At 60.8% G+C, this 25,580-nt stretch carries 18 protein-coding genes; 5 read left to right on the top strand and 13 right to left on the bottom strand.

Annotated elements, in window-relative coordinates; translation table 11 throughout:
* The first annotated feature begins 1 nt into the window (after position 1).
* Positions 2-1,357, top strand: coding sequence for a pyruvate dehydrogenase complex E1 component subunit beta (locus tag IMCC21224_RS08955; RefSeq protein ID WP_047995058.1), 1,356 nt, complete (start codon positions 2-4; stop codon positions 1,355-1,357).
* A gap of 75 nt (positions 1,358-1,432) precedes the next feature.
* Positions 1,433-2,713: a pyruvate dehydrogenase complex dihydrolipoamide acetyltransferase gene (locus IMCC21224_RS08950; RefSeq protein WP_047995057.1), complete on the top strand. Its 1,281-nt coding sequence runs from the start codon at positions 1,433-1,435 to the stop codon at positions 2,711-2,713.
* A 126-nt stretch (positions 2,714-2,839) separates the two neighbouring features.
* Here IMCC21224_RS08950 and IMCC21224_RS08945 read toward each other — a convergent pair whose 3' ends face one another.
* Positions 2,840-4,138: an ATP-binding protein gene (locus IMCC21224_RS08945; RefSeq protein ID WP_047995056.1), complete on the bottom strand. Its 1,299-nt coding sequence runs from the start codon at positions 4,136-4,138 to the stop codon at positions 2,840-2,842.
* A gap of 77 nt (positions 4,139-4,215) precedes the next feature.
* On the opposite strand from IMCC21224_RS08945, the gene IMCC21224_RS08940 reads away from it, so the two are divergent.
* Entirely contained in the window at positions 4,216-5,130 is a 915-nt protein-coding gene (locus tag IMCC21224_RS08940; RefSeq protein WP_047995055.1) for an MBL fold metallo-hydrolase, read from the top strand.
* A gap of 51 nt (positions 5,131-5,181) precedes the next feature.
* Here the strand turns inward: IMCC21224_RS08940 and IMCC21224_RS08935 are convergent, their stop codons facing one another.
* Positions 5,182-5,934 (bottom strand): cytochrome c biogenesis CcdA family protein, encoded by a 753-nt coding sequence (locus IMCC21224_RS08935; protein WP_047996997.1) that lies wholly within the window; start codon positions 5,932-5,934, stop codon positions 5,182-5,184.
* Between the two features lie 192 nt (positions 5,935-6,126).
* Between IMCC21224_RS08935 and IMCC21224_RS08930 the strand changes: the two genes are divergently transcribed.
* On the top strand, positions 6,127-6,351 hold the full coding sequence (locus IMCC21224_RS08930) for a sulfurtransferase TusA family protein (RefSeq protein WP_047995054.1): 225 nt from the start codon (positions 6,127-6,129) through the stop codon (positions 6,349-6,351).
* A 107-nt stretch (positions 6,352-6,458) separates the two neighbouring features.
* On the opposite strand, the gene IMCC21224_RS08925 is transcribed toward IMCC21224_RS08930, so the two are convergent.
* Together IMCC21224_RS08925 and IMCC21224_RS08915 are read right to left on the bottom strand one after the other, a co-directional pair.
* Entirely contained in the window at positions 6,459-9,437 is a 2,979-nt protein-coding gene (locus tag IMCC21224_RS08925) for a ribonuclease E/G (RefSeq protein WP_047995053.1), read from the bottom strand.
* A 575-nt stretch (positions 9,438-10,012) separates the two neighbouring features.
* Positions 10,013-10,885 carry an NAD(P)-dependent oxidoreductase gene (locus IMCC21224_RS08915; RefSeq protein WP_047995051.1) on the bottom strand — a complete coding sequence of 291 codons (873 nt, stop codon included), beginning with the start codon at positions 10,883-10,885 and terminating at the stop codon, positions 10,013-10,015.
* A 126-nt stretch (positions 10,886-11,011) separates the two neighbouring features.
* Between IMCC21224_RS08915 and IMCC21224_RS08910 the strand changes: the two genes are divergently transcribed.
* Positions 11,012-13,474, top strand: a complete 2,463-nt coding sequence (locus tag IMCC21224_RS08910; RefSeq protein ID WP_047995050.1) for a penicillin acylase family protein — start codon at positions 11,012-11,014, stop codon at positions 13,472-13,474.
* Here the strand turns inward: IMCC21224_RS08910 and hflX are convergent, their stop codons facing one another.
* From hflX to dusB, 9 genes are all read right to left on the bottom strand, one after another.
* A complete protein-coding gene (gene hflX, locus IMCC21224_RS08905) occupies positions 13,475-14,749 on the bottom strand; it encodes a GTPase HflX (RefSeq protein WP_047995049.1) in 1,275 nt (424 codons plus the stop codon).
* A complete protein-coding gene (gene hfq / locus IMCC21224_RS08900; protein WP_047995048.1) occupies positions 14,746-14,985 on the bottom strand; it encodes an RNA chaperone Hfq in 240 nt (79 codons plus the stop codon). The genes hflX and hfq overlap by 4 nt, the downstream gene beginning before the upstream one ends.
* A gap of 123 nt (positions 14,986-15,108) precedes the next feature.
* Positions 15,109-16,623, bottom strand: a complete 1,515-nt coding sequence (locus IMCC21224_RS08895; RefSeq protein ID WP_047995047.1) for a TrkH family potassium uptake protein — start codon at positions 16,621-16,623, stop codon at positions 15,109-15,111.
* 3 nt (positions 16,624-16,626) lie between these two features.
* The gene (trkA, locus tag IMCC21224_RS08890; RefSeq protein ID WP_047995046.1) at positions 16,627-18,003 is read right to left on the bottom strand and encodes a Trk system potassium transporter TrkA; all 1,377 of its coding nucleotides are present in this window, start codon (positions 18,001-18,003) and stop codon (positions 16,627-16,629) included.
* 183 nt (positions 18,004-18,186) lie between these two features.
* Complete coding sequence (locus IMCC21224_RS08885) at positions 18,187-19,614, bottom strand: sigma-54 dependent transcriptional regulator (protein ID WP_047995045.1); 1,428 nt, start codon at positions 19,612-19,614, stop codon at positions 18,187-18,189.
* Positions 19,615-19,629: 15 nt separating this feature from the next.
* Positions 19,630-21,837, bottom strand: coding sequence for a PAS domain-containing sensor histidine kinase (locus tag IMCC21224_RS08880; protein ID WP_047996996.1), 2,208 nt, complete (start codon positions 21,835-21,837; stop codon positions 19,630-19,632).
* Positions 21,838-21,991: 154 nt separating this feature from the next.
* Complete coding sequence (locus tag IMCC21224_RS08875; protein ID WP_047995044.1) at positions 21,992-23,362, bottom strand: sigma-54-dependent Fis family transcriptional regulator; 1,371 nt, start codon at positions 23,360-23,362, stop codon at positions 21,992-21,994.
* On the bottom strand, positions 23,362-24,444 hold the full coding sequence (locus tag IMCC21224_RS08870; protein WP_047995043.1) for a nitrogen regulation protein NR(II): 1,083 nt from the start codon (positions 24,442-24,444) through the stop codon (positions 23,362-23,364). Before IMCC21224_RS08870 ends, IMCC21224_RS08875 begins: the two co-directional genes overlap by 1 nt.
* Positions 24,441-25,424, bottom strand: a complete 984-nt coding sequence (gene dusB / locus IMCC21224_RS08865) for a tRNA dihydrouridine synthase DusB (protein WP_047995042.1) — start codon at positions 25,422-25,424, stop codon at positions 24,441-24,443. The genes IMCC21224_RS08870 and dusB overlap by 4 nt, the downstream gene beginning before the upstream one ends.
* Between the last annotated feature and the right edge of the window lie 156 nt (positions 25,425-25,580).

Raw genomic sequence — 25,580 nt, 5'->3', positions numbered from 1 at the left:
GATGGCAACCGAAATTCTGATGCCCGCCCTATCCCCGACGATGGAAGACGGTACGCTGACCAAATGGTTGGTCAAAGAGGGCGATCAGGTTCGATCGGGTGATATCCTGGCCGAGATCGAGACCGACAAGGCGACGATGGAATTCGAAGCTGTGGACGATGGCGTCATCGGTCGGTTTCTGGTCCCTGACGGGGCCAGGGGAGTAAAAGTCAACACCCCCATCGCAGTGTTGCTGGCCGACGGCGAACCCGCCGATGCTGTCGCGAATATTGCGCCTAAACAGAGCGCTCCTGCCATCTCAATGGAACCAGAAACTCCGGCAACGGTCAGGGCGGACGCGCCCGCGACCCACCCAGATTGGCCCGAAGGGACAAAACTCAGATCCCAGACCGTCCGCGAGGCCCTGCGCGATGCCATGGCCGAAGAGATGCGGCAGGACGACAGCGTCTTTCTGATGGGCGAAGAAGTGGCGGAATACCAAGGCGCCTACAAAATCAGCCAGGGGTTGCTGGACGAATTCGGATCAAAGCGCGTGATCGACACACCGATCACCGAACACGGCTTTACCGGCATCGCCGTTGGTGCCGCCTTTGGTGGATTGCGGCCCATCGTCGAATTTATGACCTTCAACTTTGCCATGCAGGCCATGGACCAGATCATCAATTCGGCAGCCAAGACGCTGTACATGTCTGGTGGCCAGATGGGCGCACCGATGGTCTTTCGTGGCCCCAACGGTGCGGCCGCAAGGGTCGGCGCCCAGCACAGTCAGGATTTCGCGGCCTGGTATGCGCATGTTCCTGGCCTCAAGGTGGCAATTCCCTATTCCGCATCGGACGCCAAAGGATTGCTGAAATCCGCGATCCGCGACCCCAACCCGGTTATCTTTCTTGAGAACGAAATTCTGTATGGTCGCACGTTCGACGTACCGGTTCTTGAAGATTTCACCGTTCCATTCGGCAAGGCGCGGATCTGGCGTGAAGGCAGTGACGCCACCCTCGTCAGTTTTGGTATTGGCGTTTCGCACGCTCTAGCTGCCGCCGAAACGCTGGCGGCGGACGGCATCAGCGCAGAGGTTATCGACCTAAGAACCCTGCGACCGCTCGACAGTGCGACCGTCATTGCCTCGGTGAAAAAAACCAACCGGTGTGTGACCATCGAAGAAGGCTGGCCGGTCGGGTCAATTGGCAACCATATCTCGGCGCTGCTGATGCAGGAAGCCTTCGACTATCTCGACGCGCCGGTGATCAACTGCACAGGCAAAGACGTTCCGATGCCCTACGCGGCGAACCTTGAAAAACTGGCGCTGGTTGCGGTCGATGAGGTGGTCGCGGCGGTGAAAAAGGTGACCTATCGGTGAACCCGCGCGCAATTCCAAACCGCACGCCAGACGAGTGATCGGGCGCGCGTCCCTGTCCAGAACGAGAGAGTGTTGATGCCTGTTGAAATCCTCATGCCCGCCCTGTCCCCGACAATGGAGGAGGGTACGCTGGCCAAATGGCTGGTCCGCGCGGGGGACAGCGTGACTTCAGGCGACGTGATCGCCGAGATTGAGACCGACAAAGCAACCATGGAATTCGAAGCTGTGGACGACGGCACAATCAGCCAGATCCTGATCGCGGCAGGCACCGCTGGCGTGGCCGTCAACACCCCAATTGCTGTGCTTCTGGCAGACGGGGACAGCGCTGAATCCTCGGCCCCGACAGTACCCGATGCGCCGCCCCTAAACGCCCCCCCATCCGCGCCCACCGTCCCGGGAACGCAGGATGCCGCAACGCCGTCGTCGGCAAAGCGGATTTTTGCCTCTCCGCTCGCCCGGCGCATTGCCGTGCAAAAAGGCGTCGATCTTGGCCAGATTGTCGGCAGCGGGCCACATGGCCGGATTGTGCGTGCCGATGTTGAAGGGGCTGCCCCCGCAGGCCGTGCGCCAGAGACAAAAATATCCCGCAGCCCAGCTGGGCAGGATTCTGCTGTGCAACCGCAGGCGTCCGAGGTCGGCGATATCGCTGCACTCTATGCTAAGCGCGACTATACCGAGATACAGCTGGACGGGATGCGCCGCACCATCGCCGCCCGTTTGACCCAAGCCAAGCAAACCATTCCACATTTCTACCTGCGCCGCGACATCCGGCTCGATGCGCTTTTGTCGTTCCGAACCGAGATCAACCGTCAGCTGGAAAAACGCGGCATTCGGCTTTCTGTCAATGATTTCATCATCAAGGCCTGCGCCTTGGCGCTGCAACAGGTGCCAGCTGCCAACGCCGTCTGGGCAGGTGACCGCATCCTGCAACTGACCCCCTCGGATGTGGCGGTTGCCGTGGCCATCGACGGCGGGCTGTTTACCCCGGTTCTGCAAGACGCACATCAAAAGAGCCTGACCGCCCTCTCGGCCGAAATAAAGGACCTCGCCGCCCGCGCCCGTGATCGCAAGCTTGCGCCGCACGAATACCAGGGTGGCAGTTTCGCGATTTCAAACCTTGGTATGTTTGGGGTCAAAAATTTCGACGCGGTGATCAACCCGCCACATGGCGCGATCCTCGCTGTGGGTGCTGGTATCCGCCAGCCCGTTGTGACCGCCCAGGACGAACTGGGTATCGCCACGGTGATGTCAGTCACGCTGAGCGTTGATCACCGGGTGATTGACGGCGCATTGGCGGCAGAACTGCTTAGCGCGATCGTCGAAAATCTGGAGCACCCAATTGCAATGCTGGTTTAATTGGCGCCTCCGGCGACTTTGTTGATGGCCTCAGAGCAAGCCAGTATGTCTGGGTTTGTCAGCGTACAGTCGCCGAAATTTGGACGGTTCAGAGGGCCCCGATCAGCGTGCCGGGCCCTTTTAAGATCAACGGGCAATGACGATATCTGCGCGCAGACCGCCCAACCGGTCACTGGAACCCAGCCGCAGTACGCCGCCATGGGCACGGGCGATATCGGCTGTGATCGCCAGACCCAGACCGACCCCTGATCCCTTGTCCTGATTGCGCGCAGAGTCGAGCCGCACAAAGGGACGCTGCGCCTCATCTCGCCGCTCGGGTGGAATACCGGGGCCGTCATCTTCGACCCGAATGCGCAGGGATTTGTCAGACAAGACAACCGAAACCTCGCAATTTGATCCATAGCGTAGCGCGTTGCCGATCAGATTGTCGATTGCGCGGCGCATTGCAGTGGGACGCAAGGAAATGTCGCCCTTGCCCACGGCCTCGACCACAGAGACTGCGCCGCCGCCACGCTGCGCCTCGGTCACGATACCTGCGACCAGCGCCAGCGGGTCGGTGGGTTCCGCCACACCGGCTTCTGCGTCACCGCGCGCAAAATCAAGGAAGGCGTCGATCAGCCGCTGCATATCAGCCACATCGCGCTCCAACGGTTCGCGATCCTCATGCTCTAGCATCGACAGCGCCAATTTCATCCGGGTCAACGGCGTGCGCAGATCGTGGCTCACCCCCGACAGCATCATCGTGCGCTGTTCGATCTGACGTTCGATCCGCGCCCGCATGTCAAGAAAGGCGTTGCCGGCTGCCCGTACCTCGACCGCGCCCGACGGGCTATAATCTTCGTGCCGACCACGGCCAAACGCCTCAGCAACTTCGGCCAGACGGGTGATGGGACGCAATTGATTGCGCAGATACACAAAGGCGATGCAGGTCATCAGCACCCCAAAGAATACCATGTTGACCAGCAACTGATGCGGATTCGAGGCCGAAGCCCGGCGCCGGTCAAACGACACAAGGTACAGCGTGCCCCCGCGCGTAACAAAAAGCGATACCAGCCGATCCGTCGGCAACACCACCCGCTGCAACCCCGGTACAGCGTCGTACAAGGTCTGCGTTACCACAATTCCCGAGAAATCGTACCATCGGCGCTGATCAGCGGCGGGCATCTCATCGGCGTCCGCCTCGGTCACGGTGAAATCGAGCGCGGGCGTCACCTGCCCCGCAATATCACTTCCCTGAAGCCGCAGTGCCAAATTCACCCCACGCGCTACGTCACGGGTCATCTGATCGCTGACACCTTCGAAATGGCGTTGAATGAACACGACAGACACCACCAGTTGCAGGGTCACAACCGGCAGGATCAGGATCAGCGCCGCGCGTCCGTAAATCCCGCGCGGCATATAGCGTTTGAGCCATTGGAACGACATGCGCTAAAGCTATCCAAAGCCGACGCTGTGCACCATGCCATAATGCCGTTTACGTCCCCACTCAGAAAGCCCGCGCCATGCAAGATCCCGATCCGTCATTCCGCCCCCAGCACGGTCTGACCGACACCCTGAGGCCGGGGCTGCGCAGGATCGTGGCACCGAACCCATCGGCGATGACCTTTCGTGGCACCAATACCTATTTGCTCGGCGAACGCGCGCTGGCTGTGATTGATCCCGGTCCGGATGATCCCACGCATCTCGCGGCGATTCTGGCGGCCCTCAAACCCGGTCAGAGCATCAGCCATATCATTGTAACCCACGCACACCGGGATCATTCACCGCTGTCGCGCGCCCTATCCCGAGCGACCGGAGCGCCGGTATTGGCCTTTGGCGACGCACAGGCCGGGCGCAGCGCGGTGATGCAGCGACTGGCCGATTCCGGTCTGATGGAAGGTGGCGAAGGCGTGGATTTCGCGTTCATGCCGGATATCGCGGTACCCGACGGCGCGGTGATCTCGGGCGATGGCTGGGATCTGGAAGTGTTGCACACGCCGGGGCATTTTGGCAATCACATCGCACTGGGCTGGGGTCAGCAACTGTTTTGCGGCGATCTGGTGATGGGATGGGCAACGTCACTGGTTTCGCCCCCGGATGGCGATCTGACGGATTTCATGGCGTCTTGCGCGCGGGTCCGGGCTGGCAATTGGGCCCGGCTGCATCCCGGCCACGGGGCGCCGATCAACGAACCGTTAACCCGCATCGACTGGCTGATCAGCCATCGTCAAAGCCGCGAGGCGCAGATTCTTGCCGCGCTTGGCTCTGGCCCTGCCGATGCCGCCACACTGGCAGCACAGATCTACACTGAGATACCGCCAGATCTGCTACCTGCGGCGGCGCGCAACACGCTGGCGCACCTTGTTGATTTGGTGACTAAATCGAAGGTGGTACACAACGGCTCCCTCAGATCCACGAGCCGTTTTCAGCTGTCGTGACCGGGCGCGATACCCGTGATTTTGCGCCGCCAGACCCACAGCCTGCTGCGATCAGCCCAACTGCCCCAGCGCCGGAAACGTCTCGAGCAGCCAGAACGAGAGGGTTGTGAACGCGCCAGTAACCAGCGCGAGGCCCACCGCCAGCAGCAGCGCGCCCATCACCCGCTCGATCATCTTCATATGTTTCTTGATCCGGTTCATCAACGTCATGGCACGCGACAGGAACAGCGCCGCCAGCAGAAACGGAATGCCCAGCCCCGCCGCATAAACCCCCAAAAGCAAAGTACCACGCGTCACAGATGCCTCGGACGCTGCAAGGCTGAGGATCGCGCCCAGTTGCGGGCCAATGCACGGTGTCCAGCCAAAGGCAAAGGCCAGCCCCAGAACATAGGCACCAAAGGCAGATCCACCACTGTCGCCCGCTTCGATCCGCGCCTCGCGATCAAGGAACGGAATGCGGAAAATGCCCAGGAAATGCAGCCCAAAAATGATGACGACAACGCCGGAAATCCGCGACATCAACACCTGATTTTGCAGGAAAAACATGCCAAACGCCGATGCGGTGAACCCCAGCAGCAAAAACACCGTGGACAGACCCATCACAAAGAACAGCGCCGCCGTCACCGCCCGCATCCGGGCTGAACCCCCGCCTTGCATGTCGGACACGCTGACGCCGGACATAAAGGCCAGATATGGCGGCACGATCGGCAATACGCAGGGGCTAAGGAATGAAATCACCCCGGCCAACAGCGCCACGAACATCGCAGGGATCAGCCCTGCGTCGATGATCTCGATTCCAAACATGATCATGGTCTTAGAGGGTTGTGCCGCGCGCGTCACCCATGCGCCGGTCACAACGCTGTGGACAGCTTGTAACAGAGCGCCTAAATCCGGATACGGCGGGCATTTGTGTTACAATATCAGGCTTTACCGGCTTGACGCGTGTCGCTCAATGCGTCCGTTTCAGACCAATCGCAAACGGCAAAGGGCCCTTGCATGATCCATGATCTCGACGCCACCGGGCTATTGTGCCCCCTGCCCGTTCTCAAGGCGCGCAAACGGTTGATGGCACTGCCGGGCGGCGACACCCTGCGACTGCGGACCGATGATCCCGCCGCAGTGATTGACGTCCCGCATTTCTGCGCCGAGGCAGGTCATGCACTGGACAGCAGCACCCAGGACGGGACCGACACGGTCTGGATCATTCGCAAAGGCGGCTGACAGCTCATTCCCGCCGCGCGAGAGGGTTGCGCAAAACAACACTCGCAGAATGCAAAAACGCCCCGGACACAGTGCCGGGGCGTTTTTTGAATCGCTCTTGGCGCGTCTTAGCGTCCCATCGACCACCAGCCGCGTTTCTTCGGCTTGGTGTCGTCTGCCTCGTCGCTGACCTCAGCCGCCTCAAGCTCTCTGTCAGGTTCCGCCTCTGCGACCGCCGGTTCAGGAGTCGCGCCCGCAGGTTCCGGGGCCGCAGGTTCCGGGGCCGCATCCGCGTCGACTACTGGCGCTGCATCAGCTGTGGGTTGCATAACCGGTTCAGGGTCGGCTTTGGTCTGCGTCGTCGGCTCGGACTCGACGACCGGGTCGGATGCCGCCTCAGGGACGGGTTCCGGCGCAGCCTCGGCAATGGGATCTGCCGACACTTCTGCCACCGGCTCTGGCTTTTGAACGTCATCCGCCTCGACGCGCACCAGCTCTTCGGAGGAAGTTATCGCCGGTTGCTCTGTGGTCGCGTCCACTGCAATCTCCGCGACTGGCTCAACAACGGGCTCAGCGGCTTTCTTGCTTCTGCGCGTGCGCGGCTTTGGCTTCGGCTTGGCCGCGGGTGCATCGTCAACCTCGCCGCTGGCAGTCACCTCGTCTGGTGTTGCATCTTCTGCCGCAACCGGCTTTTTACGCGACCGCGACCGTGTCCGGGGTTTCGGCTTTGGCGCCTCTTCTTCCGCTACTGGCTCTGCCTGCTTTACTTCGGGCTCTGCGACCGGTTCAACAGCCTCAGTCGGCGCCTCAACCGGCCCGGTATCCGCCGCAGGGGTTTCCTCAGACGCGACATCTGCCGTTGCGGGTTGATCAGCCTCGGGCGCGTCCGATCCGGACTCGTCCGCATTCGACGCGTCATCCCCCTCCTGAGCCGACTTGCCACGACTGCGACGCCGCCGACGGCGACGTTTTTTGGGTTTGCCTTCGTCGCCATTGGCGTCCTGGGCCACGGAACCGGTTTCATTCGCGGTCTCAGCCTCGAGCTCTTCGCTGACCAGTTCGGCGTCCGGCACGTCATCGTCGTCATAGTTGTTGTCTTCGTCGATCTGATCCATCAGCGAGGTGTCGACCGACACAACATGCGCTGACACTTCGGGGACCGAGCGGGTCGCAGTCTTGAACTTCTCCATCGAGAAATCCGGGCTGACCAGATGCGGATCGCCTTCGATCCGCACGGCCATACCGTAACGCAGTTCGATCTGAGCGATGTGCTCACGCTTCTGGTTCATTAGATAATTGGCGATACCGACCGGGCATTTGATCAGCACCTCACGCGACCGCTTGCGCACACCTTCCTCTTCGATCTGACGCAGCACTTGCAGGGCAAGGTTGTCGTCCGACCGAATGAGACCCGTACCATGGCAAGACGGGCATGGTGCGGTGGTCGCCTCGATCATGCCGGGGCGCAGACGCTGGCGCGACATTTCAAGCAGACCAAAACCGCTGATGCGACCAACCTGGATGCGGGCGCGGTCGGTCTTGAGCTTGTCCTTGATCTTTTTCTCGACGGCGAGGTTGTTCTTGCGCTCGTCCATGTCGATGAAATCGATAACGATCAGACCAGCTAAATCGCGCAAACGCAACTGTCGTGCGACCTCTTCGGCGGCTTCCAGGTTGGTCTTGGTCGCGGTATCCTCGATCGAACCTTCCTTGGTGGCGCGACCCGAGTTGACGTCGATCGCCACAAGCGCCTCAGTCACACCGATCACGATGTAGCCGCCGGATTTCAACTGCACCGTCGGGTTGAACATCGAGCTGAGATAGCTTTCCACCTGATAACGCGCGAACAGCGGCATCGACTCGCGGTAATGCTTCACGTTGACGGCATGCGACGGCATGATCATCTTCATAAAGTCCTTGGCGATGCGGTAGCCGCGTTCGCCCTCGACAAAGACCTCGTCGATATCACGGTTATAGAGATCGCGGATCGAGCGCTTGATCAGGTCGCCTTCTTCATAAATCTTGGCAGGCGCGATGCTCTTCAGTGTCAATTCGCGGATCTGTTCCCATAGGCGCTGGAGGTATTCGTAGTCGCGCTTGATCTCGGTCTTGGTGCGCTTGGCACCGGCGGTGCGCACGATCAGGCCGGCACCTTTGGGGACTTCGATGCTCTGGGCAATTTCCTTGAGCTTGGAGCGATCAGCGGCATTGGTGATCTTGCGGCTGATACCGCCGCCACGGGCCGTGTTGGGCATCAGGACGCAGTAGCGACCGGCAAGGCTGAGGTAAGTGGTCAGTGCGGCGCCTTTGTTGCCACGCTCTTCCTTGACGACCTGCACCAGCAGGATCTGGCGAACCTTGATGACTTCCTGAATCTTGTAGCGACGCGGGCGCGGTTTGCGCACCGGGCGAAGATCCTCTTCGGTGTCGTCATCCGCGACCGACTCGATGCTTTCATCCCGTGCCGAAGGATCAGCAGATGGGCTGGCGGCATCCCCCTCGGATGCTTCAGCCTGAGACTCGTCCGCCACAGAGGCGCTCTCGTCTGCAGCATTACTCTCTTGCGAAGGATTATCTGCAGGCTCAGCGACGGGGGTGTCGGCCACCGTCTCCATCGGCGACAGTCCTTCGTCATCGGCGGCGACATCGTCGTCCAGATCGATGGTCTCCATCCCGGTGATTTCTTCCGCGACATCCTGTGTCGTGGTCTTGTCATCACTCGTGGTGCTGGCGGGTTTGGTGGTACTGCGCGACCTGGAACGGCTGCGCGAGCGGGCTTTCGGCTTTTCCTCGTCCTCGTCGCGATTCTGAGCTTCGGCATAGGCCTGCTCCTCCTCCATCAACGCCTGACGGTCGGCAATGGGGATCTGATAATAATCGGTGTGGATTTCCGAAAAAGCCAGAAAACCGTGGCGGTTTCCGCCGTAATCGACAAACGCGGCCTGAAGCGACGGTTCGACCCGGGTTACCTTGGCAAGGTAGATGTTACCAGCGAGCTGGCGTTTGTTTTCAGATTCAAAATCGAATTCCTCGACCTTGTTTCCATCCACCACCACAACGCGGGTTTCTTCCGCGTGGGTGGCGTCGATAAGCATTTTCTTGGGCATGTTTTCCGTTTGCACACCAGACGCGCGCCGGACCTTAGAAAGGGGCGCGACGCGGAAAGGTGGTGACTTGTCTGGGCGAACAAAGGCGCACGGGCATGCACGGACCCGGGGTCCATGGCGTATTGCCTCTCAAAGGTGGCGCGCTTCATCGCGGTTCTTCTCCGACGCAAACCAAGATCGTGATCCGGTTGCGCCCATGTGATGCCTGATGCATTGCAGCAGCCGGGCGAATTTGGCGGCCTTGCGGCCTGATAGGTCTGTCCAGCGGTCAGGATGTCCTGCCCCGTGTCTGTCCAGCGAAACTTGTGCGGCCTGCACCATAATGCAAAATCCTGTGGACAAGCATAAAGCCAGCGGCGGGCGGATGACAATGGGCAATCGCCGTCTGCGTCGAAAAGTCGAAAACACGCATTGATTGCATTACGTTCAGCAAAGATGGCCTCAGATGTAGAGAGGCGACGCCTCAGAAAACGCTTCGACGAAGCGTTTTCGAACAGCTCTCACATTTGAGGTCTGTAGCATGTCCCCCGCCGGAGGCGGTGAAAACGCTTCGTCGAAGCGTTTTCGGGCGCGCCTCAACCGAAGGAGTTCAAGCGTTTGATCAAGCTAGACGTATCCCAGCGACCACCACCTAACCGTTGTACGTCCTTGTAGAATTGATCAACCAGTGCGGTCACAGGCAGGGAGGCCTGCACCTCGTTCGCTGCCTCAAGACAGATACCCAGATCTTTACGCATCCAGTTCACTGCAAATCCGTGCTCAAAATGATCGTCCAGCATCGTCTCGTACCGGTTGGCCATCTGCCATGACCCAGCAGCACCCTGCGAGATCACTTCAACCACGGCGCGGCCATCCAGCCCCGCCTTCTCGGCAAAGTGAAGTGCCTCGGACAGCCCCTGTACCAGACCGGCAATAGCGATCTGGTTGCACATCTTGGTCATCTGCCCCGCGCCGCTATCACCGATGCGTTTGCAGATCCGCGCATAGGCGTCAATGACCGGCACAGCGGCATCAAACGCCGCCTGATCGCCGCCGCACATCACGGACAGCGCCCCGTTTTCGGCCCCTGCCTGCCCGCCCGAAATCGGTGCATCGACGAACGGGATTCCCTGCTCGCTGGCCGTATCATACAGTTCGGCTGTAACTTTGGCCGATACAGTGGTGTGGTCGACAAAGATTGCACCACGCGTCATTCCGGCAAACGCGCCAGCCTCGCCCAGGCAAACAGAGCGCAGGTCGTCGTCGTTTCCGACGCACGACATGACAAACTCGGCATCTTTCGCCGCCGCTTGCGGCGTCGCGGCAAATGTGCCTCCGTTCGCAGCCACCCAAGCCTCAGCCCGAGCCGCTGTACGGTTGTAGACTGTCACCTCGTGGTCGGCTTTGACCAGATGTCCGGCCATCGGCGCGCCCATCACTCCCAGCCCCAGAAATGCGACCTTTGCCATTTGAATACCCCTCTCATTCAGCTTTACCCCGCTGTCTTGCCGCTCTCCGCCCCCCTTGGCAAGGGCGCTGTGGCGCGGTAACGCGTAGATCGCGGCGCCAACCTGCTGCGCAAGACGGAGACGGACATGGCCCTGCTCTTTCGATGGCTGCTTCGGCTGACCAGCGCCGCAATCGCGCTGGCGGTGCTTGTTGTGGTCGTCGTCTATTACCTTGGATCCCGATCCCTGCCCGACTATGACAAAACGTTGGCCGTGTCCGGCCTGACTGCGGATCTGGAGATTGTGCGCGACAATTCCGACGTGCCGCATATCATGGCCGCGTCTGACCGTGATGCGTTTTTCGGCCTTGGCTACGTGCATGCCCAAGACCGGTTGTGGCAGATGACGCTGCTGCGCCGTACTGCACAGGGTCGCCTGTCCGAAATATTTGGCACCCGCACGCTGGAAACCGACAAGCTGCTGCGTCGGCTCGACCTCTATCCACTGGCGGTACAATCGGTGGCAGCACAGGATCCCCGCACCCGCGATGCGTTGGAAAGTTATGCCGCCGGGGTGAATGCCAGGATTGCCGAGATCAATGCCGATTCCCTGGGTCGCGGCGCGCCCGAGTTTTTCCTGTTCAACGCACCGCTGTCACCGTGGCAACCCGCAGATTCCATCGCCGTGGTCAAACTTATGGCACTGCAACTTTCTGGTCAGATGGGCGAAGAAGTGCTGCGGGCCCGCACATCACTGTTACTGCCTGATCTCGACCGGCTGGCGGATATCCTGCCCGATATTCCGGGCCAGGGCGTCGCGGCGCTGCCGGAATATGCGGCACTCTTTCCTGACTTGCCACGTTACGCCAACGCACAATCGCCCGGCCAGGACATGCTGATGCCGGTGCAGCCGCGCGGGTTATCAGGTGCCTCAAACGCCTGGGCCGCCGCGCCATCACGGTCCGCGTCGGGCGGCACCTTGCTGGCCAACGACCCGCATCTGGGACTGACCGCGCCGTCGATCTGGTATCTGGCACGGATGCAGCTTAGTTCGGGTGGGGTCATTGGCGGGTCGATCCCCGGCATTCCCGCCATCATGGTCGGCCGCTCAGAGAACCTGGGCTGGGGCCTGACCTCGTCCTACCTTGACGATCAGGACCTGTATATCGAAGAATTGAACCCTGAAAACCCCGAGGAATACCGCACCCCGGACGGGTTCAAACGCTTTGTCACCCGCCGCTCGATCATTGACATCAAAGGCGCGGCTCCGGTCACGCTGACCCTGCGCTGGACCGACAATGGCCCAGTGCTGTCGGGCAGTGACTTTGGCCTGTCCACCATCACACCGCCGGGGCATGTTGCATCGCTCGCCTGGACGGCGCTGTCATCCCGCGACACATCGGTCAGTGCCGCTGTGGGGCTGATGCATGCCGCATCTGTAGCCGAGGCGCTGGACGTCTCTGCCGCCTACATCGCGCCGTCGCAGAACCTGACGCTGATCGACGCGGACACCATCGCGCTCAAGACCGTCGGTGCCATGCCGCGCCGCGACGCCGGGCACCAGAGCAAGGGCCGCATGCCCAGCCCCGGCTGGATCGCGTCAAACCGCTGGCAAGGCGTCCTGCCCTATTCCGCCAATCCCGAATTTGTCGCCCCCTCTGGCGGTATCGTCGGCAACACCAACAACAAGATTGTCGATCGCCCCTTTCCGTTGCACGTCTCGTTCGACTGGGGCGACAGCCAACGCATCATGCGCTGGGAGGGGCTGATGCAGGGCCGCGAGGTCCACACCCGCGATAGTTTCATCGAGGCGCAGCTTGATACCGTGTCGATCACTGCGCGCGCCTTGCTGCCGCTGATCGGTGCCGATCTGTGGTTCACCGGAGAGGCCGCCCCCGACGGCACCCCCGAGCGCCAGCGCCAGCGCGCATTGGCGCTGCTGGCCAACTGGAACGGCGAGATGAACGAACATCTGCCCGAACCGCTGATCTATGCCGCCTGGCTGCGCGCGCTACAGGACAGACTGATCCGTGACGATCTGGGGCCGCTTGCGGATAAATTCGACCATGTGGAGCCGCTATTCATCGAGCGGGTCTATCGCGATGTGGACGGCGCCGCGGCCTGGTGCGACATCCTGCGCTCAGCCGCCAAGGAAACCTGCTCTGACATCTCGCGCCTCGCACTGGACGATGCGCTGGTGTGGATAGGAGAGACCTACGGCCCGGCGCTGGAAAGCCTGCGCTGGGGCGACGCGCATCAGGCCACGCATGATCATCCGGTACTCGGTGATGTGCCGGTTCTAAGGTATTTCGTGAACATCCGGCAAAGCACCAGCGGCGGCGACAATACGCTGGAACGCGGACGCACCTCCGGCAAGGATCCTGCCCCGTTCCAGAATGTTCACGCGGCGGGGTATCGCGGAGTCTATGATTTTGCCGACCCGGATTCATCAGTTTACATCAATGCCACAGGTCAGTCAGGGCATTTTCTGTCGCGACACTATGATGATCTGGGCGAGTTGTGGCGGCGCGGTGAATATATACCGATGTCGCTGGATATCGACCTCGCGCGGGCCGCATCGGTCGGGGTGACCCGGCTGGTCACCCCCTGATCAGAGGCGCCCGAACGCCAGCGCCTCTTGCGCTGACCAGCGCACGGTCAGATCAAAACCGGCTTCGCTTTCGCTCTCGGCCTCGACCAATCCTTTTTGGAACAGCCAGGCCCGGCGCTTGCCGTCATCATACCCAAGGTGCAGCTGCTCGGTGCGCTTTTCGACCTCGAGCCGCTGCATCACAGCGGCAAGAAAGTCGGGCAACCCTTCACCCGTCAGGGCCGAGACGGAAATAATATTGTCATCGCGCCCCGAACGGTTCAACGCCGCCTCGCGTGCTTCGTCCTCAAGCAGATCAACCTTGTTCCATACTTCGAGCTGCGGAGTTTCCTCGCCGACTCCCAATGCTTTGAGGATGCTGCGTACATCTTCGGCCTGCTCAGCTGTGTTGGCGTGGTGGATGTCGCGCACATGCACGATCAGATCCGCGGCCAGCACCTCTTCGAGGGTGGCGCGGAACGCAGCCACCAATTCGGTTGGCAGATCCGAGATAAAGCCCACGGTATCGGACAGGATCACGTCCAGCCGACCATCCAGCCGCACCGCCCGCATCGTCGGGTCCAGTGTGGCGAACAGCATGTCCTTGGCCATCACTTCGGCCCCGGTCAGCCGGTTGAACAACGTCGATTTACCAGCGTTGGTATACCCCACCAGCGCCACAATCGGAAACGGCACCTTGGCCCGCGCCGCACGATGAAGCCCGCGTGTCTTGGACACCTTGTCGATCTGGCGGCGAATGCGCACCAATTGATCGTCGATGGCACGCCTGTCCGCCTCGATCTGCGTCTCGCCGGGACCACCAACAAACCCCAACCCGCCACGCTGCCGTTCCAGGTGGGTCCAGGCCCGCACCAACCGCGTGCGCTGATAGGACAGCGCCGCCATCTCGACCTGAAGCACACCTTCGCGCGTCGCCGCCCGGTCCGAGAAAATTTCGAGGATCAGACCGGTGCGGTCAAGCAACTTGACGTTCCAATCCTTTTCCAGATTGCGCTGCTGCACAGGTGTCACAGGGCCGTCGACCAGAACCAGTTCGGCCTCGGCCTCTTCCAACTGGGCCTTTAGTTCGGCGATTTTTCCCGACCCGAACAACCGCCCGGCATGGGGTTTTGGCAGCGGCACGACGGTCGATCCAACAACTTCCAGATTCGGCAGCGCTGCGGCCAGCGCCACAGCTTCATCCAGCGCTGCCAAAGCGTCCCGGCGGTCTCGGTCCGACTTGATGTCGGGATGCAGAACCCAGGCGCGGGTTACATGCGTGTCATGTTCGTTCAATTGTTGTCTTCGCCGTCATACAAGCTGATTGGCTGCGACGGCATGATGGTCGAGATTGCGTGCTTGTACACCAACTGGGACTGACCATCGCGACGCAAAAGCACGCAAAAGTTGTCAAACCAGGTGATCACACCCTGCAATTTGACGCCATTGATCAGAAAGACCGTCACCGGAACCTTTGTTTTGCGCACATGATTCAGGAATGCGTCTTGAAGGTTCTGTTTGTCCGAAGCCATTGGAATTGCCTTTTTTTCTCGTTCGCGCCTAAGGACAGCGCGCGGTTTCGTACAACTATGTATTGCACATTCCCGAAGTTCCAGCGGAAAATTCCGGTTTTTCGCGGTTGCGGTATCGCCGCCTCACTCGCGCCAGATGTCGGGGGTCAGGATAACAATCAGCGCCAACATTTCCAGCCGCCCTAAAATCATTGCCAGACAAAGCAGCGATTTTGCCTCGGCGGACAAGATCACAAGATCAATCGGCACCTCACCCGCGATCAGTACCAGCGGCCCGGTATTGGACAATGTGGCGATGGTCAGAATCAGCGCCGACTCGAAATCCACGCCTAGCGCGGTCAACGCCAGAGTCACCGCAGCCAGGGTCAGCGCAAAGATCATAAAGAACACCCAGGCGATAAACGCGCCCTCGCGCCGCATCCGCCGCCCCATCGGCCCCGAACGCCCGATCGACGACGGATGGGTCAGCTTTTCGATTTCCCGCCGCGCGTTGAGGTAGAGAACGAACACCCGCAACAGCTTGACACCACCTGCGGTGGTCGCGACCCCGCCCCCGATCAGCGCCAGTCCCATAAAGATTAGCCCCGGCGTGCTCAATCCCGACCAGCCCTGCGCCGAGATCCAGTCGGCACTGACAAATCCGGTTGTGGTCAGGAACGACAGCGTGGTGAACACCGCCCCCCAAAGCGCATGCAGCGCCGCGATCAGGTTCTCTTCTTCGCCAACTTCAAACGAGGCGAGCCAGTGCCGCATGAAAAGCAGCGCCGGCACCAGGACGATCAGGATCAGGCCCATGCGGAATTCAGGATCGTTGCGCAGGCGCGATTGCCGCGCACTACTGGTGTCGCGCGAAAACGTCAGCCGGGATAGCGCGAAGAACAAAAAGCAGAACAGGATCATTTCCCCGGCCAGCCCGCTCTGGGCCCCGGCGATGCCACCAACGGGTGAGATGCCCGAAGTGGCCATCGCCGACATCGCATGGATCAGCGCAACCAATGGCAAATCCCCCGCCATCACCAGCATGATCCACAACGCCACAGTCAGCCCGGTATAGATCGGGAACAGCGCGCCAAATGTGCGCTCCAACCGCCGCGCCGGATTGCTCATGTCCAGACGCGCCGAACCCAGCGGCGGCGACTGTCCCGGCTCGCCCATGGCGGTCACCTCAAAACCGCCCAGCGTCAGCGGCGCGAGGATCGCCGCAGCGGACACCCACATCAGCAGGCCCCCCATCCAACCGACCTGCGCCCGCCACAGATGTTCTGGCGGGGACAGACGCGCGGCGTCGAACAAGGTCGCGCCGGTGGTGGTCAGGCTCGACACCATTTCGAAATAGGCGTTCAGAAATGTGGTGTTGCGCACGGCCTCGTGAAACGGCACAGCCAGGATGGCCGGCAACACCACAAAGGCAGCCAACAAGCCCAGCAACTGCCGCATCGCGCTTTGATTGTGCTGGCGTGTCGCCTGGGCGATGGCAATCATCGTGCACAGAACCAGCCCCACCACCCCGGCATAGAAAAAGCTGCGGGAATCGTGATGCTCTTCGATCATCAGCGCGAACACGGCCGGAACGATCATCGACGCAAAGGCAAGAATGGCCAGCAGCAACAGGAACGGCAGGGCAAACAAACGCCGCATAGGTCAGAAAAAGTCGATCGAGACCTGGAGCAGCCGCTCGACCTCGGCAACATCCTTGGTCAGGGCAAAGAGCACGATCAGATCCCCCTCTTCGATCCGCAGCGCGCCCGACAGTTTGACCACATGGCCCTGTTTCAGCACCGCACCAACCAGCACACCCTCGGGAAAGTCGATCTCGCGGATCGAGAGCCCGGCAATGGGCGAGGTCGACAGAACCTCGGCCTCGATCATTTCGGCCTCGGCATCGCCGATAGAATAGACGGCGCGGACCCGCCCGTGGCGGATATGGCGCAGGATCGAGCTGACCGTGGTCGCGCGCGGGTTGATATGCGCGTCAATCCCCAGCGGCCCCATCAGCGGCACCAGAGTCGGATCGTTGATCAGTGCAATCGCCATATGGCAGCCAGCCGCCTTGGCCCGCACAGCGGCCAGCATGTTAGTCTTGTCGTCATCGGTGACGCACAGCACCGCATCGGCGCGTTCAACATTTGCCTCGCTCAGCAGGGCCGCGTCCAAACCGTCACCATGCAGCACAATCGTACGCTCGAGCGCCTCGGCAGCGCGCTCGGCGATGGCGCGGTCGCGCTCGATAACCTTGGTACGCACCCGGTCGGCGCGCTTTTCCAGCTCGCGTGCGACCGTCAGCCCGACATTGCCACCACCTACCAGAACAATACGCTCTTGCTTGCGGTAGGCTTTGCCAAATATCTCCATCGTGCGGCGGATATCTTCGGCATGTACGATGACATAACACGCATCGCCGACAAACAACTGATCGCTGGCCTCGGGCGCAAACAGCGTCCCCTGACGGCGCACCCCGACCACGACCGACCGCAGCGTCGAAAACAGATCGGTCAACTGCCGCAGAGGCGTGTTTACCACCGGGCAATCCTCGTCGATAGTCAGACCCAGCATCTGCGCCTTTCCATCCAGAAACACCTCGGTATCGAACGCTTCGGGGGCAGAGAGCCGTTGCAGCGCCGCTTCGGCCACTTCGCGCTCCGGACTGATCACCACGTCAATTGGCATGTGATCGCGGCGATAAAGATCAGAATAGATCGCTGTCAGATAGCTTTGCGAGCGCAGCCGCGCGATCTTGCGCGGGATTGAAAATACCGAATGCGCCACCTGACAGGTCACCATGTTGACCTCGTCGGAATAGGTGGCGGCGATAATCATGTCAGCGTCGCGCGCACCAGCCCGTTCCAGAATATCAGGATAAGACGCAAAGCCCGCGATCCCCTGCACATCCAGCGAATCCGTCGCCCGTCGCACCAGATCGGCGTTGTTGTCCACAACGGTAACGTCGTTGCGCTCACCCGACAGGTGCCGCGCGATTTGCCAGCCGACCTGACCCGCCCCGCAAATGATGACTTTCATGTGCCGTCCCGCATGATCCCGACTGATATCTGAGTGACAGAAGCCCGCGGCAGGGTCAACTGATGCGATTGTGCCGGGTTCGACAATGCATCCCCCCGCCTCTGCCTTTGCTGACCGAAGTCACCCCACGCTAGCGCGCATCACGCGACAAGGTTGGGGATCAGTGGATTGGAATCCCCGGCGTCAGGCTTCGATCTGTTCAGATTCGTCCACCTCATCCTCAAGCTGGGCGATACGCGCCCCCCCCTTGGAGCCGGTCACAACCCCCAGCGATTTCAATTTGCGATGCAGGGCCGAGCGCTCCATGCCGACAAAACTCGCGGTGCGGCTGATGTTGCCGCCAAAGCGGTTGATCTGCGTCAGCAGATACTCGCGCTCGAACGCTTCACGCGCTTCGCGCAGCGGCAGCGTCGCCAGCGTGCCCGACAGCACCACGCGACCTTCTTCGCCACCACTGAAAGAGTTGTCCTGTGGCAGTTCACGAGCCTCGATCTCACCGGTGCCATCGCCAAGGATCAGGACACGCTCAACCAGGTTCTTGAGCTGGCGAACATTGCCCGGCCAGATCATGGTTTGCATCAGGGCAATCGCATCCTCACCCAATACGCGAAGCGGCAAACCTTGGGTTTTGTGACACTGATCAATGAAATACTCGGCCAGCATCGGGATGTCTTCGCGACGATCCTCAAGTGACGGCACCACAACCGGAACCACGTTCAGCCGGTGATACAACTCCTGACGGAACCGCCCGGCGTCGATCTCTTCTGCCAGATCGCGATTGGTCGACGAGATCACCCGCAGATCCACCCGTACCTTGTCGGCGCCACCGACGCGCTGAAACTGCTGATCGACCAGCACGCGCAGAATCTTGGACTGGGTGCCCAGCGGCATATCCGCCACCTCGTCGAAATAAATCACCCCGCCATGCGCCTGCTCTAACAGACCCGGTTCAATCCCGCGATCCGCTGTTTCGCGGCCAAACAGCACCTCTTCCATCGTCTCGGGCGCAACGCCTGCACAATTGACCGTGACAAACGGCGCATTGGCGCGCGCCGAATGGCCGTGGATGTAGCGCGCCGCCAGTTCCTTGCCGCTGCCTGCAGGCCCCGACAGCATCACCCTGCCGTTGGATTTCGTCACCTTGTCGAGCTGGCTCAGCAGCCCCCGATACGCGGCACCATCCCCCATCATCTCGGCCGCTGCGACATCCTTGCGCTTGAGCTTTTGATTCTCGCGCCGCAGGCGGCTGGTTTCCATCGCCCGACGGATCACCACGAGCAGTTGATCGATATTGAACGGCTTTTCGATGAAATCGTAAGCGCCCTGCTTGATCGCGGCCACCGCGATCTCGATATTGCCGTGTCCCGAAATGATCACCACCGGGACATCAGGGTTATCGCGCTTGACTGATTTCAGGATGTCGATCCCATCCATCTTGCTATCCTTGAGCCAGATATCCAGGATCAGCAGCGCGGGCGGCTCGGAATTGATCTCGCTCATCGCCTCGTTGGAATTGCCGGCGAGGCGCGTGGTATAGCCCTCATCCTCAAGAATATCCCCGATCAGTTCGCGGATATCGCGTTCGTCGTCGACTATCAGAATATCACTCATGTGCGCCTCACCTGTTCAGACCGTTTCTTCTAAGATGTCGCGCGGCATCTGCCGCACGTCGCTCAGAGGCAGACGGATCACCGCCATCGCCCCGGTATGTGACGCGCCATCAAACTGTGGCGCATCGACGAGGGTCAGGCTGCCGCCATGTTCCTCGATAATCTTCTTGACGATGGGCAGGCCCAACCCGGTGCCCTTGTCGCGTGTTGTGACATAGGGCTCGAACAGCCTCGCCCGATCCTCGGGCAGGCCGATGCCATTGTCAGCGATACGAATCTCGGCCTTGCCGCCCTCTGAGATGCAGGAAATGCGGATCTCGGGGACAAAGCCCGCCTCAACCCCGGATTCCTGTCGTGATTCAATCGCTTCGCCCGCGTTCTTGATCAGGTTGGTCAGCGCCTGACCGATCATCGTCGCATCCACTTCGGTCCCCAGTCCGGCATCGGGCAGATCGGTCACAAAGTGCACGTCTGGCTGACCGGACTCCTGTAACAACACCACGCCGCGCAACAGATCAACGACATCCTCGGGCTTGCGTTCCGGTTCCGGCATCCGCGCAAACTTCGAAAACTCATCAACAATCCGCCTCAAGTCGTTGGTTTGGCGCACAATTACGTCTGTCAACTGCGCCAGACTATCGGCCTGATCCCCGACACGGGTGCTGAATTTGCGTTTGATCCGTTCGGCGGACAGTTGAATCGGCGTTAGAGGGTTCTTGATTTCGTGCGCGATGCGCCGTGCGACGTCACCCCATGCCGCCATCCGCTGCGCGCTGACCAGATCGGTCACATCGTCGAACGCCACCACAAACCCCTCAAGGCTGTCATCCTGACGCCGCCGCGTGGCCACCCGGACGAGCAGATTTTCAAGTTGCCCCTCGCGGCTGACCTTGACCTCGTCCTGCACAGTTTCGGCCCCGCTGTCGCGCAACCGTTCAAAGATCGCGCCGAATTCCGGCACCGCGACATGGATCGGGACAGAGCGCTGAATATCCTGCGCGCCGAGCAGTTTCTCGGCCGACCGATTCACAAAGGTGATTTTGCCCGCCTCGTCCAACCCCACCACACCGGATGTCACCGAACTCAGCACGGAATCGAACAATCGCTGACGCCGCTCGATCTGGCGGGTGTTATCCACCAGCGTCTGGCGCTGCGCCTTGAGTTGCCGGGTCATCTGATTGAAATATCGCCCCAGCATGGCAATCTCGTCGTCGCCCTCATCCTCGATCACTTGTACGTCCAGATCCCCCGATCCGACCCGCTGCGCGGCACCGGTGAGGCTGCCGACCGGGCGGCTCAGGCGCTCGGCAAACCACAACCCCAGCCAGGTCGCCGCAAGGATCAGCAGCACCGCAAACCCTAGGTAGAGCAGCGCAAAGTCAAACAATTGCCGCCCCCGCTCGCTTTCTTGTTGCTGATAGAACTTTGCCGTCTCCTGGGTTTTGTCCAACAGATTCAAGATGCCGCCATCAACCTCGCGGCTGACATAGAGGTAACGATCGACAAAGGAGTGAAGCGGGATCAGCGCACGAAATTCGTTGTTGTCCCAATCAGCGATCACGGCGACGCCTTCTGCACCCGCCTCAGCGATCTGTTCGGCATTGGGCCGTTCGAAGTCAAACAGATATGAGCTTTCGCCGCGCGCCCGGATTTCTCCTGTTCCGTCAATAACATAGGCCTCGCGCAAACCGCGCTGAATCTGCGACTGGCCCTGACTCAGGATCCTGCGCAATTCGCCATCGTTCATAATAAACACCGCGCGGCGGCTCACGTCGAGGTAATTGGCAAGCGCCTGCGCGTCCTGCGTCAGCCCCAAGCGATGCTCTTGCTCATAGGCCTCGGCCGCGCTTAGTGACGCGCCGACCACGTTGCGCACCCGCTCGGAAAACCATGTCTCAAGCCCGATGTTGATGGTCAGCACCGCAAACACCGCCACGGTGACCGTCGGCAACAGCGCCATCAGCGCAAACACACCCGTAAGACGAAGGTGAAGCCGCGACCCTGCCGATTTCGCACGCCGCGCCGCAATCATCCTCGCAACGCGCTGTAAAACCAGCGCCGCCAAAAGCAGCACATATACCAGATCGGCCAGCAAAACGAGCCGCAGGCTGAGTTGCGTCCCACGTCCCTGATCAAGCGGACCCAGAACAAGGAACGTCGCAACCGCCAAAAGCGGCCCCAAAAGGACCAGCCCAAGCGTCGCCGCATTTTGCACCCTGCGCATACGGCGCAGACGGTTCAAACGCGACCAGTTCAACGAACGTGCCCAAGTGGCCACAGACCGACCTCATTCAGATGTGCTGCTCAGGGCAGCGGACCGCCATATCTTGTGGTCCTATCACCGCGCATGGCGGTGTGGCCACAATTGTGTGGCCCTTTTACATCAATTTGCGGCGGCGTGTCACGCGGATATCGAGGTCGGTGATCTTCTTTCGCAAGGTATTTCGATTGATTCCCAGTAAATCAGCACATTTCGCCTGATTTCCACCGGTGGCGTCCAGCGCGATTTCAATCAGCGGTGCCTCAACCTCGCGCAGGATTCGGGTGTAAAGGCCAGGAGGCGGCAGCATGTTGCCATGCAGGTCAAAATAGCGCCGCAGATGCCGCGCCACAGAAGTTCCCAGTTTCTCGGCATCACCACCACGCAGAATCGGGCCAGTTTCAGGCTGGTTGCCCAGCACGGCTTCGACCTCGGCGCGGGTGATTTCGTCCGCGCGACTGGTCAGCGACAGGCGCCGCACCGCATTCTCCAACTGACGGACATTCCCGGGCCAGCTATAGGCGCGGAACAGTTCAACCGCATCCTTGGACAACCAGCGTTTCGACGCGCCGTCGCGTTCTGCCCGTGTCAGGAAATGTTCGGTCAGCAGGGCAATATCCTCTACCCTCTCGCGCAAGGATGGCACCGAAATTGTTGCTCCGCCCAGACGGTAATAGAGATCCTGACGCACATCGCCATCCTCCATCGCCTGCGCCAGATCGCTCTGGCTCGTGGCCATAAAGCGCGGCACGTGTTCGCCGGGGACATCCATCATCCGCACAATGCGCGCCTGAATTTCGTCGTCGAAATCGGTGATTTCGTCGATCAGCAGCGTACCGCCCTTGACCCGCGCCAAAATCCTCGCCGGCCCCTCCAGCTCGGACAGATCCGAACTGGTCACAGTTACAAAAGGCAATGTCCGCCGGTCGGAAAAATCGTGAACCGCGCGCGCAATCAGTGATTTCCCGGTGCCGCTCTCGCCGCAGATCAGCACTGGCAGATCGGTGTTCATCACGCGCGCTACCAGCCGATAGAGCGCCTGCATCGCCGGCGTTTTACCCACAAGCGGCAATTCATCCGGCCCGTCAGCATGTTCGACACGTTCATCGCGCCGGGGTGACAGGTTGCGCGATTCCAACGCCCGCGCGGTGCGCTTCATCAGATCCGGCAGATCGAACGGTTTGGGCAGATAATCATAGGCCTCAGCCTCGGCGGCCTGAATGGCGGTCATGATGGTATTCTGCGCTGAGATCACGATCACCGGCAATCCGGGCCGGTCCTGCGCGATCTTGGGCAGCATTTCCAACCCGTTGCCATCGGGCATGACAACGTCAGAAATCACCACGTCGCCCTTGCCCTCGGCCACCCAGCGCATCAGCGTGGTCAGCGACGAGGTGGCATGCACCTTGCAGCCCGCGCGGGTCAGCGCCTGTGTCAGAACGGTGCGGATCGTGCGATCGTCGTCAGCGACGAGAACAGTGCCATCCATCAGTTACTCTCCTGTTTGTCACGCGGGGCCATGGGCAGCGAAATTCGAAAAACGGTGCGACCGGGAACGGATTCAACCGAAATCCAGCCGTCGTGGTCGGACACAATCTTGCTGACCAGCGCCAGCCCCAGACCGGTTCCATTTTCGCGGCCAGATACAAATGGGTCAAAGATATCGCCCCGGATGTGGTCCGGCAAACCGGGCCCGTCATCAATGATTTCTACCTGCAACGGCAGCGACTGGCCCGAGCCGTCCGACCGACGTAGCCGGAAGCTATGTTCGTAAAAGGAATGCAACCGAATGGTTCCGCCTTTTGAATCAGCTGCTTCCGAGGCGTTCTTGAGCAAGTTCAATACGACCTGCAACATCTGGTCCGGGTCGCCATATGCCATCGGCAGCGACGGGTCGTAATCCTCAACAATCTTCATATGCGCGCCGAATCCCAACAGCGCCGACCGCCGGGCGCGGTCCAGAACGTCATGGATGTTGACCGCGCGGCGATCCGGCGGGCTAAGGTTGCCGAACTGTTCGACCTGCTCAAGCAGCTTCACGATGCGCCGTGTTTCTTCCACGATCAGATCGGTCAGTTCCAGATCGTCCTTGCTCAGGCTCATGCTCAGAAGCTGCGCGGCACCGGTGATGCCCGCCAGCGGGTTCTTGATCTCGTGCGCCAGCATCTCGGCCATGCCGATGGCGGATTTGGCGGCGGATTTTACCGAATGGTTCTGCGTCATGCGGCCAGCCAGTTCGCGCGGACTGATCATCATGATCATCCAGCCCGGCTTGCCCTGTACTGGTGCGATCTGCACGTTACAGACCAAGGGCGCGCGGGATCCGGTGCCCACGTCCACGTCGTTGACAAATAGCGGCGTGCCATTGGCACGCGCCCGCGCCAGACTGTCCTCAAGCGGCGCGTCAATCGCCAGACGGTCCCAGATCGGCTGGCCCAGCAACCATTTGGCCGAATTGTTCATAAACCCTTCGGCGGCGGGATTCATGTCCGCAATCCGTTCGTCCGCATCCAGCAGAATCGCCGGAACAGGAAGAGAAGACCAAAGCAAGGCGTCCATATCGTCGCTCATGCGGCCACAGGCGTGGAAGTGTTCAGCGCCTCTCCGATCATTGTAAACACCTCGGACGGGGCTTTCGCAGTGAGTACGCTGCGGCGCAGCGCCGCCCCGGTATCGGCATGATCCATGTACCAGCCCAGATGTTTGCGCGCGACACGTAAACCCAGATCCGCGCCGTAGAACGCCAGCATGGCATCGTAATGTCCGGCCACCATGTCGACCAGCGCCCGGCCCTGCGGGATACGCGGCGCAGCGCGGCCGTAAAGCGCCGCCCCCACTTCAGCCAAACGCCAGGGGCAGCCCTGCGCCCCGCGCCCGATCATTACACCATCCGCACCCGACTGTGCCAGCGCGGTGCGCGCCGTGGCGGCATCCACGATATCACCGTTGGCAATCACCGGAATCGACACCGCGTCCCGCACCGCGCGAATAGCAGCCCAATCGGCGCGTCCCTTGTAGAACTGACAGCGGGTGCGGCCATGAATGACCACCATCTGCACCCCTGCCCCTTCGGCGCGGCGCGCCAGATCCGCCGCATTCAGGCAATCATCGTCCCAGCCCAACCGGGTCTTGAGGGTGACAGGCACATCGACCGCGCCCACCACCGCCTCAATCAGGCGCAGGGCGTGATCCGGGTCACGCATCAGGGCGGAGCCGGAATAGCCGCCCACCACCTTTTTCGCCGGGCACCCCATATTGATGTCGATCACCCGCGCGCCGTTTGCTGCGACCATACGCGCCGCCTCGGCCATCCAATGCGCCTCGCGCCCTGCCAGTTGAACCGATGTATTCCCGGCCCCCAGTCCCAGTTCAGCTTTTTCGCGGGTGCCGGGGCGCGCCTGCACCATTTCCTGGCTGGCGACCATCTCGCTCACCACCAGGCCGGCGCCGAACTGCGACACCAGGGACCGAAACGGCACATCAGTGATTCCCGCCAGCGGAGCCAGCAAGACCGGGAACGCTATGGGGATGTGCGGCTGCTGAGTATTCAAGCGCCTATTCCTTGTGCATCTGCATTTGGGCTAACGTGGCCCACTCGGCTATACAATCTTTCCAACCCATTTTGCACCCGCAGAATTCCCCATTGCTCAATTAATAGGCAGCAACAGGAGGGTGATTGCGCAGCCACCGCACAAGGCCTAAACCAT

Source organism: Puniceibacterium sp. IMCC21224 (assembly GCF_001038505.1).
In the GTDB taxonomy this organism is placed as follows: Bacteria; Pseudomonadota; Alphaproteobacteria; order Rhodobacterales; family Rhodobacteraceae; genus Puniceibacterium.
The sequence above is the reverse complement of the archived record's forward strand: the minus strand, read 5'-3'. Positions and strand labels throughout refer to the sequence as shown.

Excerpts from the sequence above, each read along its gene's own strand:
- IMCC21224_RS08880 (WP_047996996.1), bottom strand. The coding sequence starts at position 21,837 with ATGCGCAGGGTGCAAAATGCGGCGACGCTTGGGCTGGTCCTTTTGGGG.
- IMCC21224_RS08925 (WP_047995053.1), bottom strand. The coding sequence starts at position 9,437 with ATGCCCAAGAAAATGCTTATCGACGCCACCCACGCGGAAGAAACCCGC.
- IMCC21224_RS08885 (WP_047995045.1), bottom strand. The coding sequence starts at position 19,614 with ATGAGTGATATTCTGATAGTCGACGACGAACGCGATATCCGCGAACTG.
- IMCC21224_RS08940 (WP_047995055.1), top strand. The coding sequence starts at position 4,216 with ATGCAAGATCCCGATCCGTCATTCCGCCCCCAGCACGGTCTGACCGAC.
- IMCC21224_RS08950 (WP_047995057.1), top strand. The coding sequence starts at position 1,433 with ATGCCTGTTGAAATCCTCATGCCCGCCCTGTCCCCGACAATGGAGGAG.
- trkA (WP_047995046.1), bottom strand. The coding sequence starts at position 18,003 with ATGAAAGTCATCATTTGCGGGGCGGGTCAGGTCGGCTGGCAAATCGCG.
- IMCC21224_RS08875 (WP_047995044.1), bottom strand. The coding sequence starts at position 23,362 with ATGGATGGCACTGTTCTCGTCGCTGACGACGATCGCACGATCCGCACC.
- IMCC21224_RS08895 (WP_047995047.1), bottom strand. The coding sequence starts at position 16,623 with ATGCGGCGTTTGTTTGCCCTGCCGTTCCTGTTGCTGCTGGCCATTCTT.
- IMCC21224_RS08915 (WP_047995051.1), bottom strand. The coding sequence starts at position 10,885 with ATGGCAAAGGTCGCATTTCTGGGGCTGGGAGTGATGGGCGCGCCGATG.
- IMCC21224_RS08870 (WP_047995043.1), bottom strand. The coding sequence starts at position 24,444 with ATGAGCGACGATATGGACGCCTTGCTTTGGTCTTCTCTTCCTGTTCCG.
- hfq (WP_047995048.1), bottom strand. The coding sequence starts at position 14,985 with ATGGCTTCGGACAAACAGAACCTTCAAGACGCATTCCTGAATCATGTG.
- IMCC21224_RS08955 (WP_047995058.1), top strand. The coding sequence starts at position 2 with ATGGCAACCGAAATTCTGATGCCCGCCCTATCCCCGACGATGGAAGAC.
- IMCC21224_RS08935 (WP_047996997.1), bottom strand. The coding sequence starts at position 5,934 with ATGTTTGGAATCGAGATCATCGACGCAGGGCTGATCCCTGCGATGTTC.
- IMCC21224_RS08910 (WP_047995050.1), top strand. The coding sequence starts at position 11,012 with ATGGCCCTGCTCTTTCGATGGCTGCTTCGGCTGACCAGCGCCGCAATC.
- IMCC21224_RS08930 (WP_047995054.1), top strand. The coding sequence starts at position 6,127 with ATGATCCATGATCTCGACGCCACCGGGCTATTGTGCCCCCTGCCCGTT.
- IMCC21224_RS08945 (WP_047995056.1), bottom strand. The coding sequence starts at position 4,138 with ATGTCGTTCCAATGGCTCAAACGCTATATGCCGCGCGGGATTTACGGA.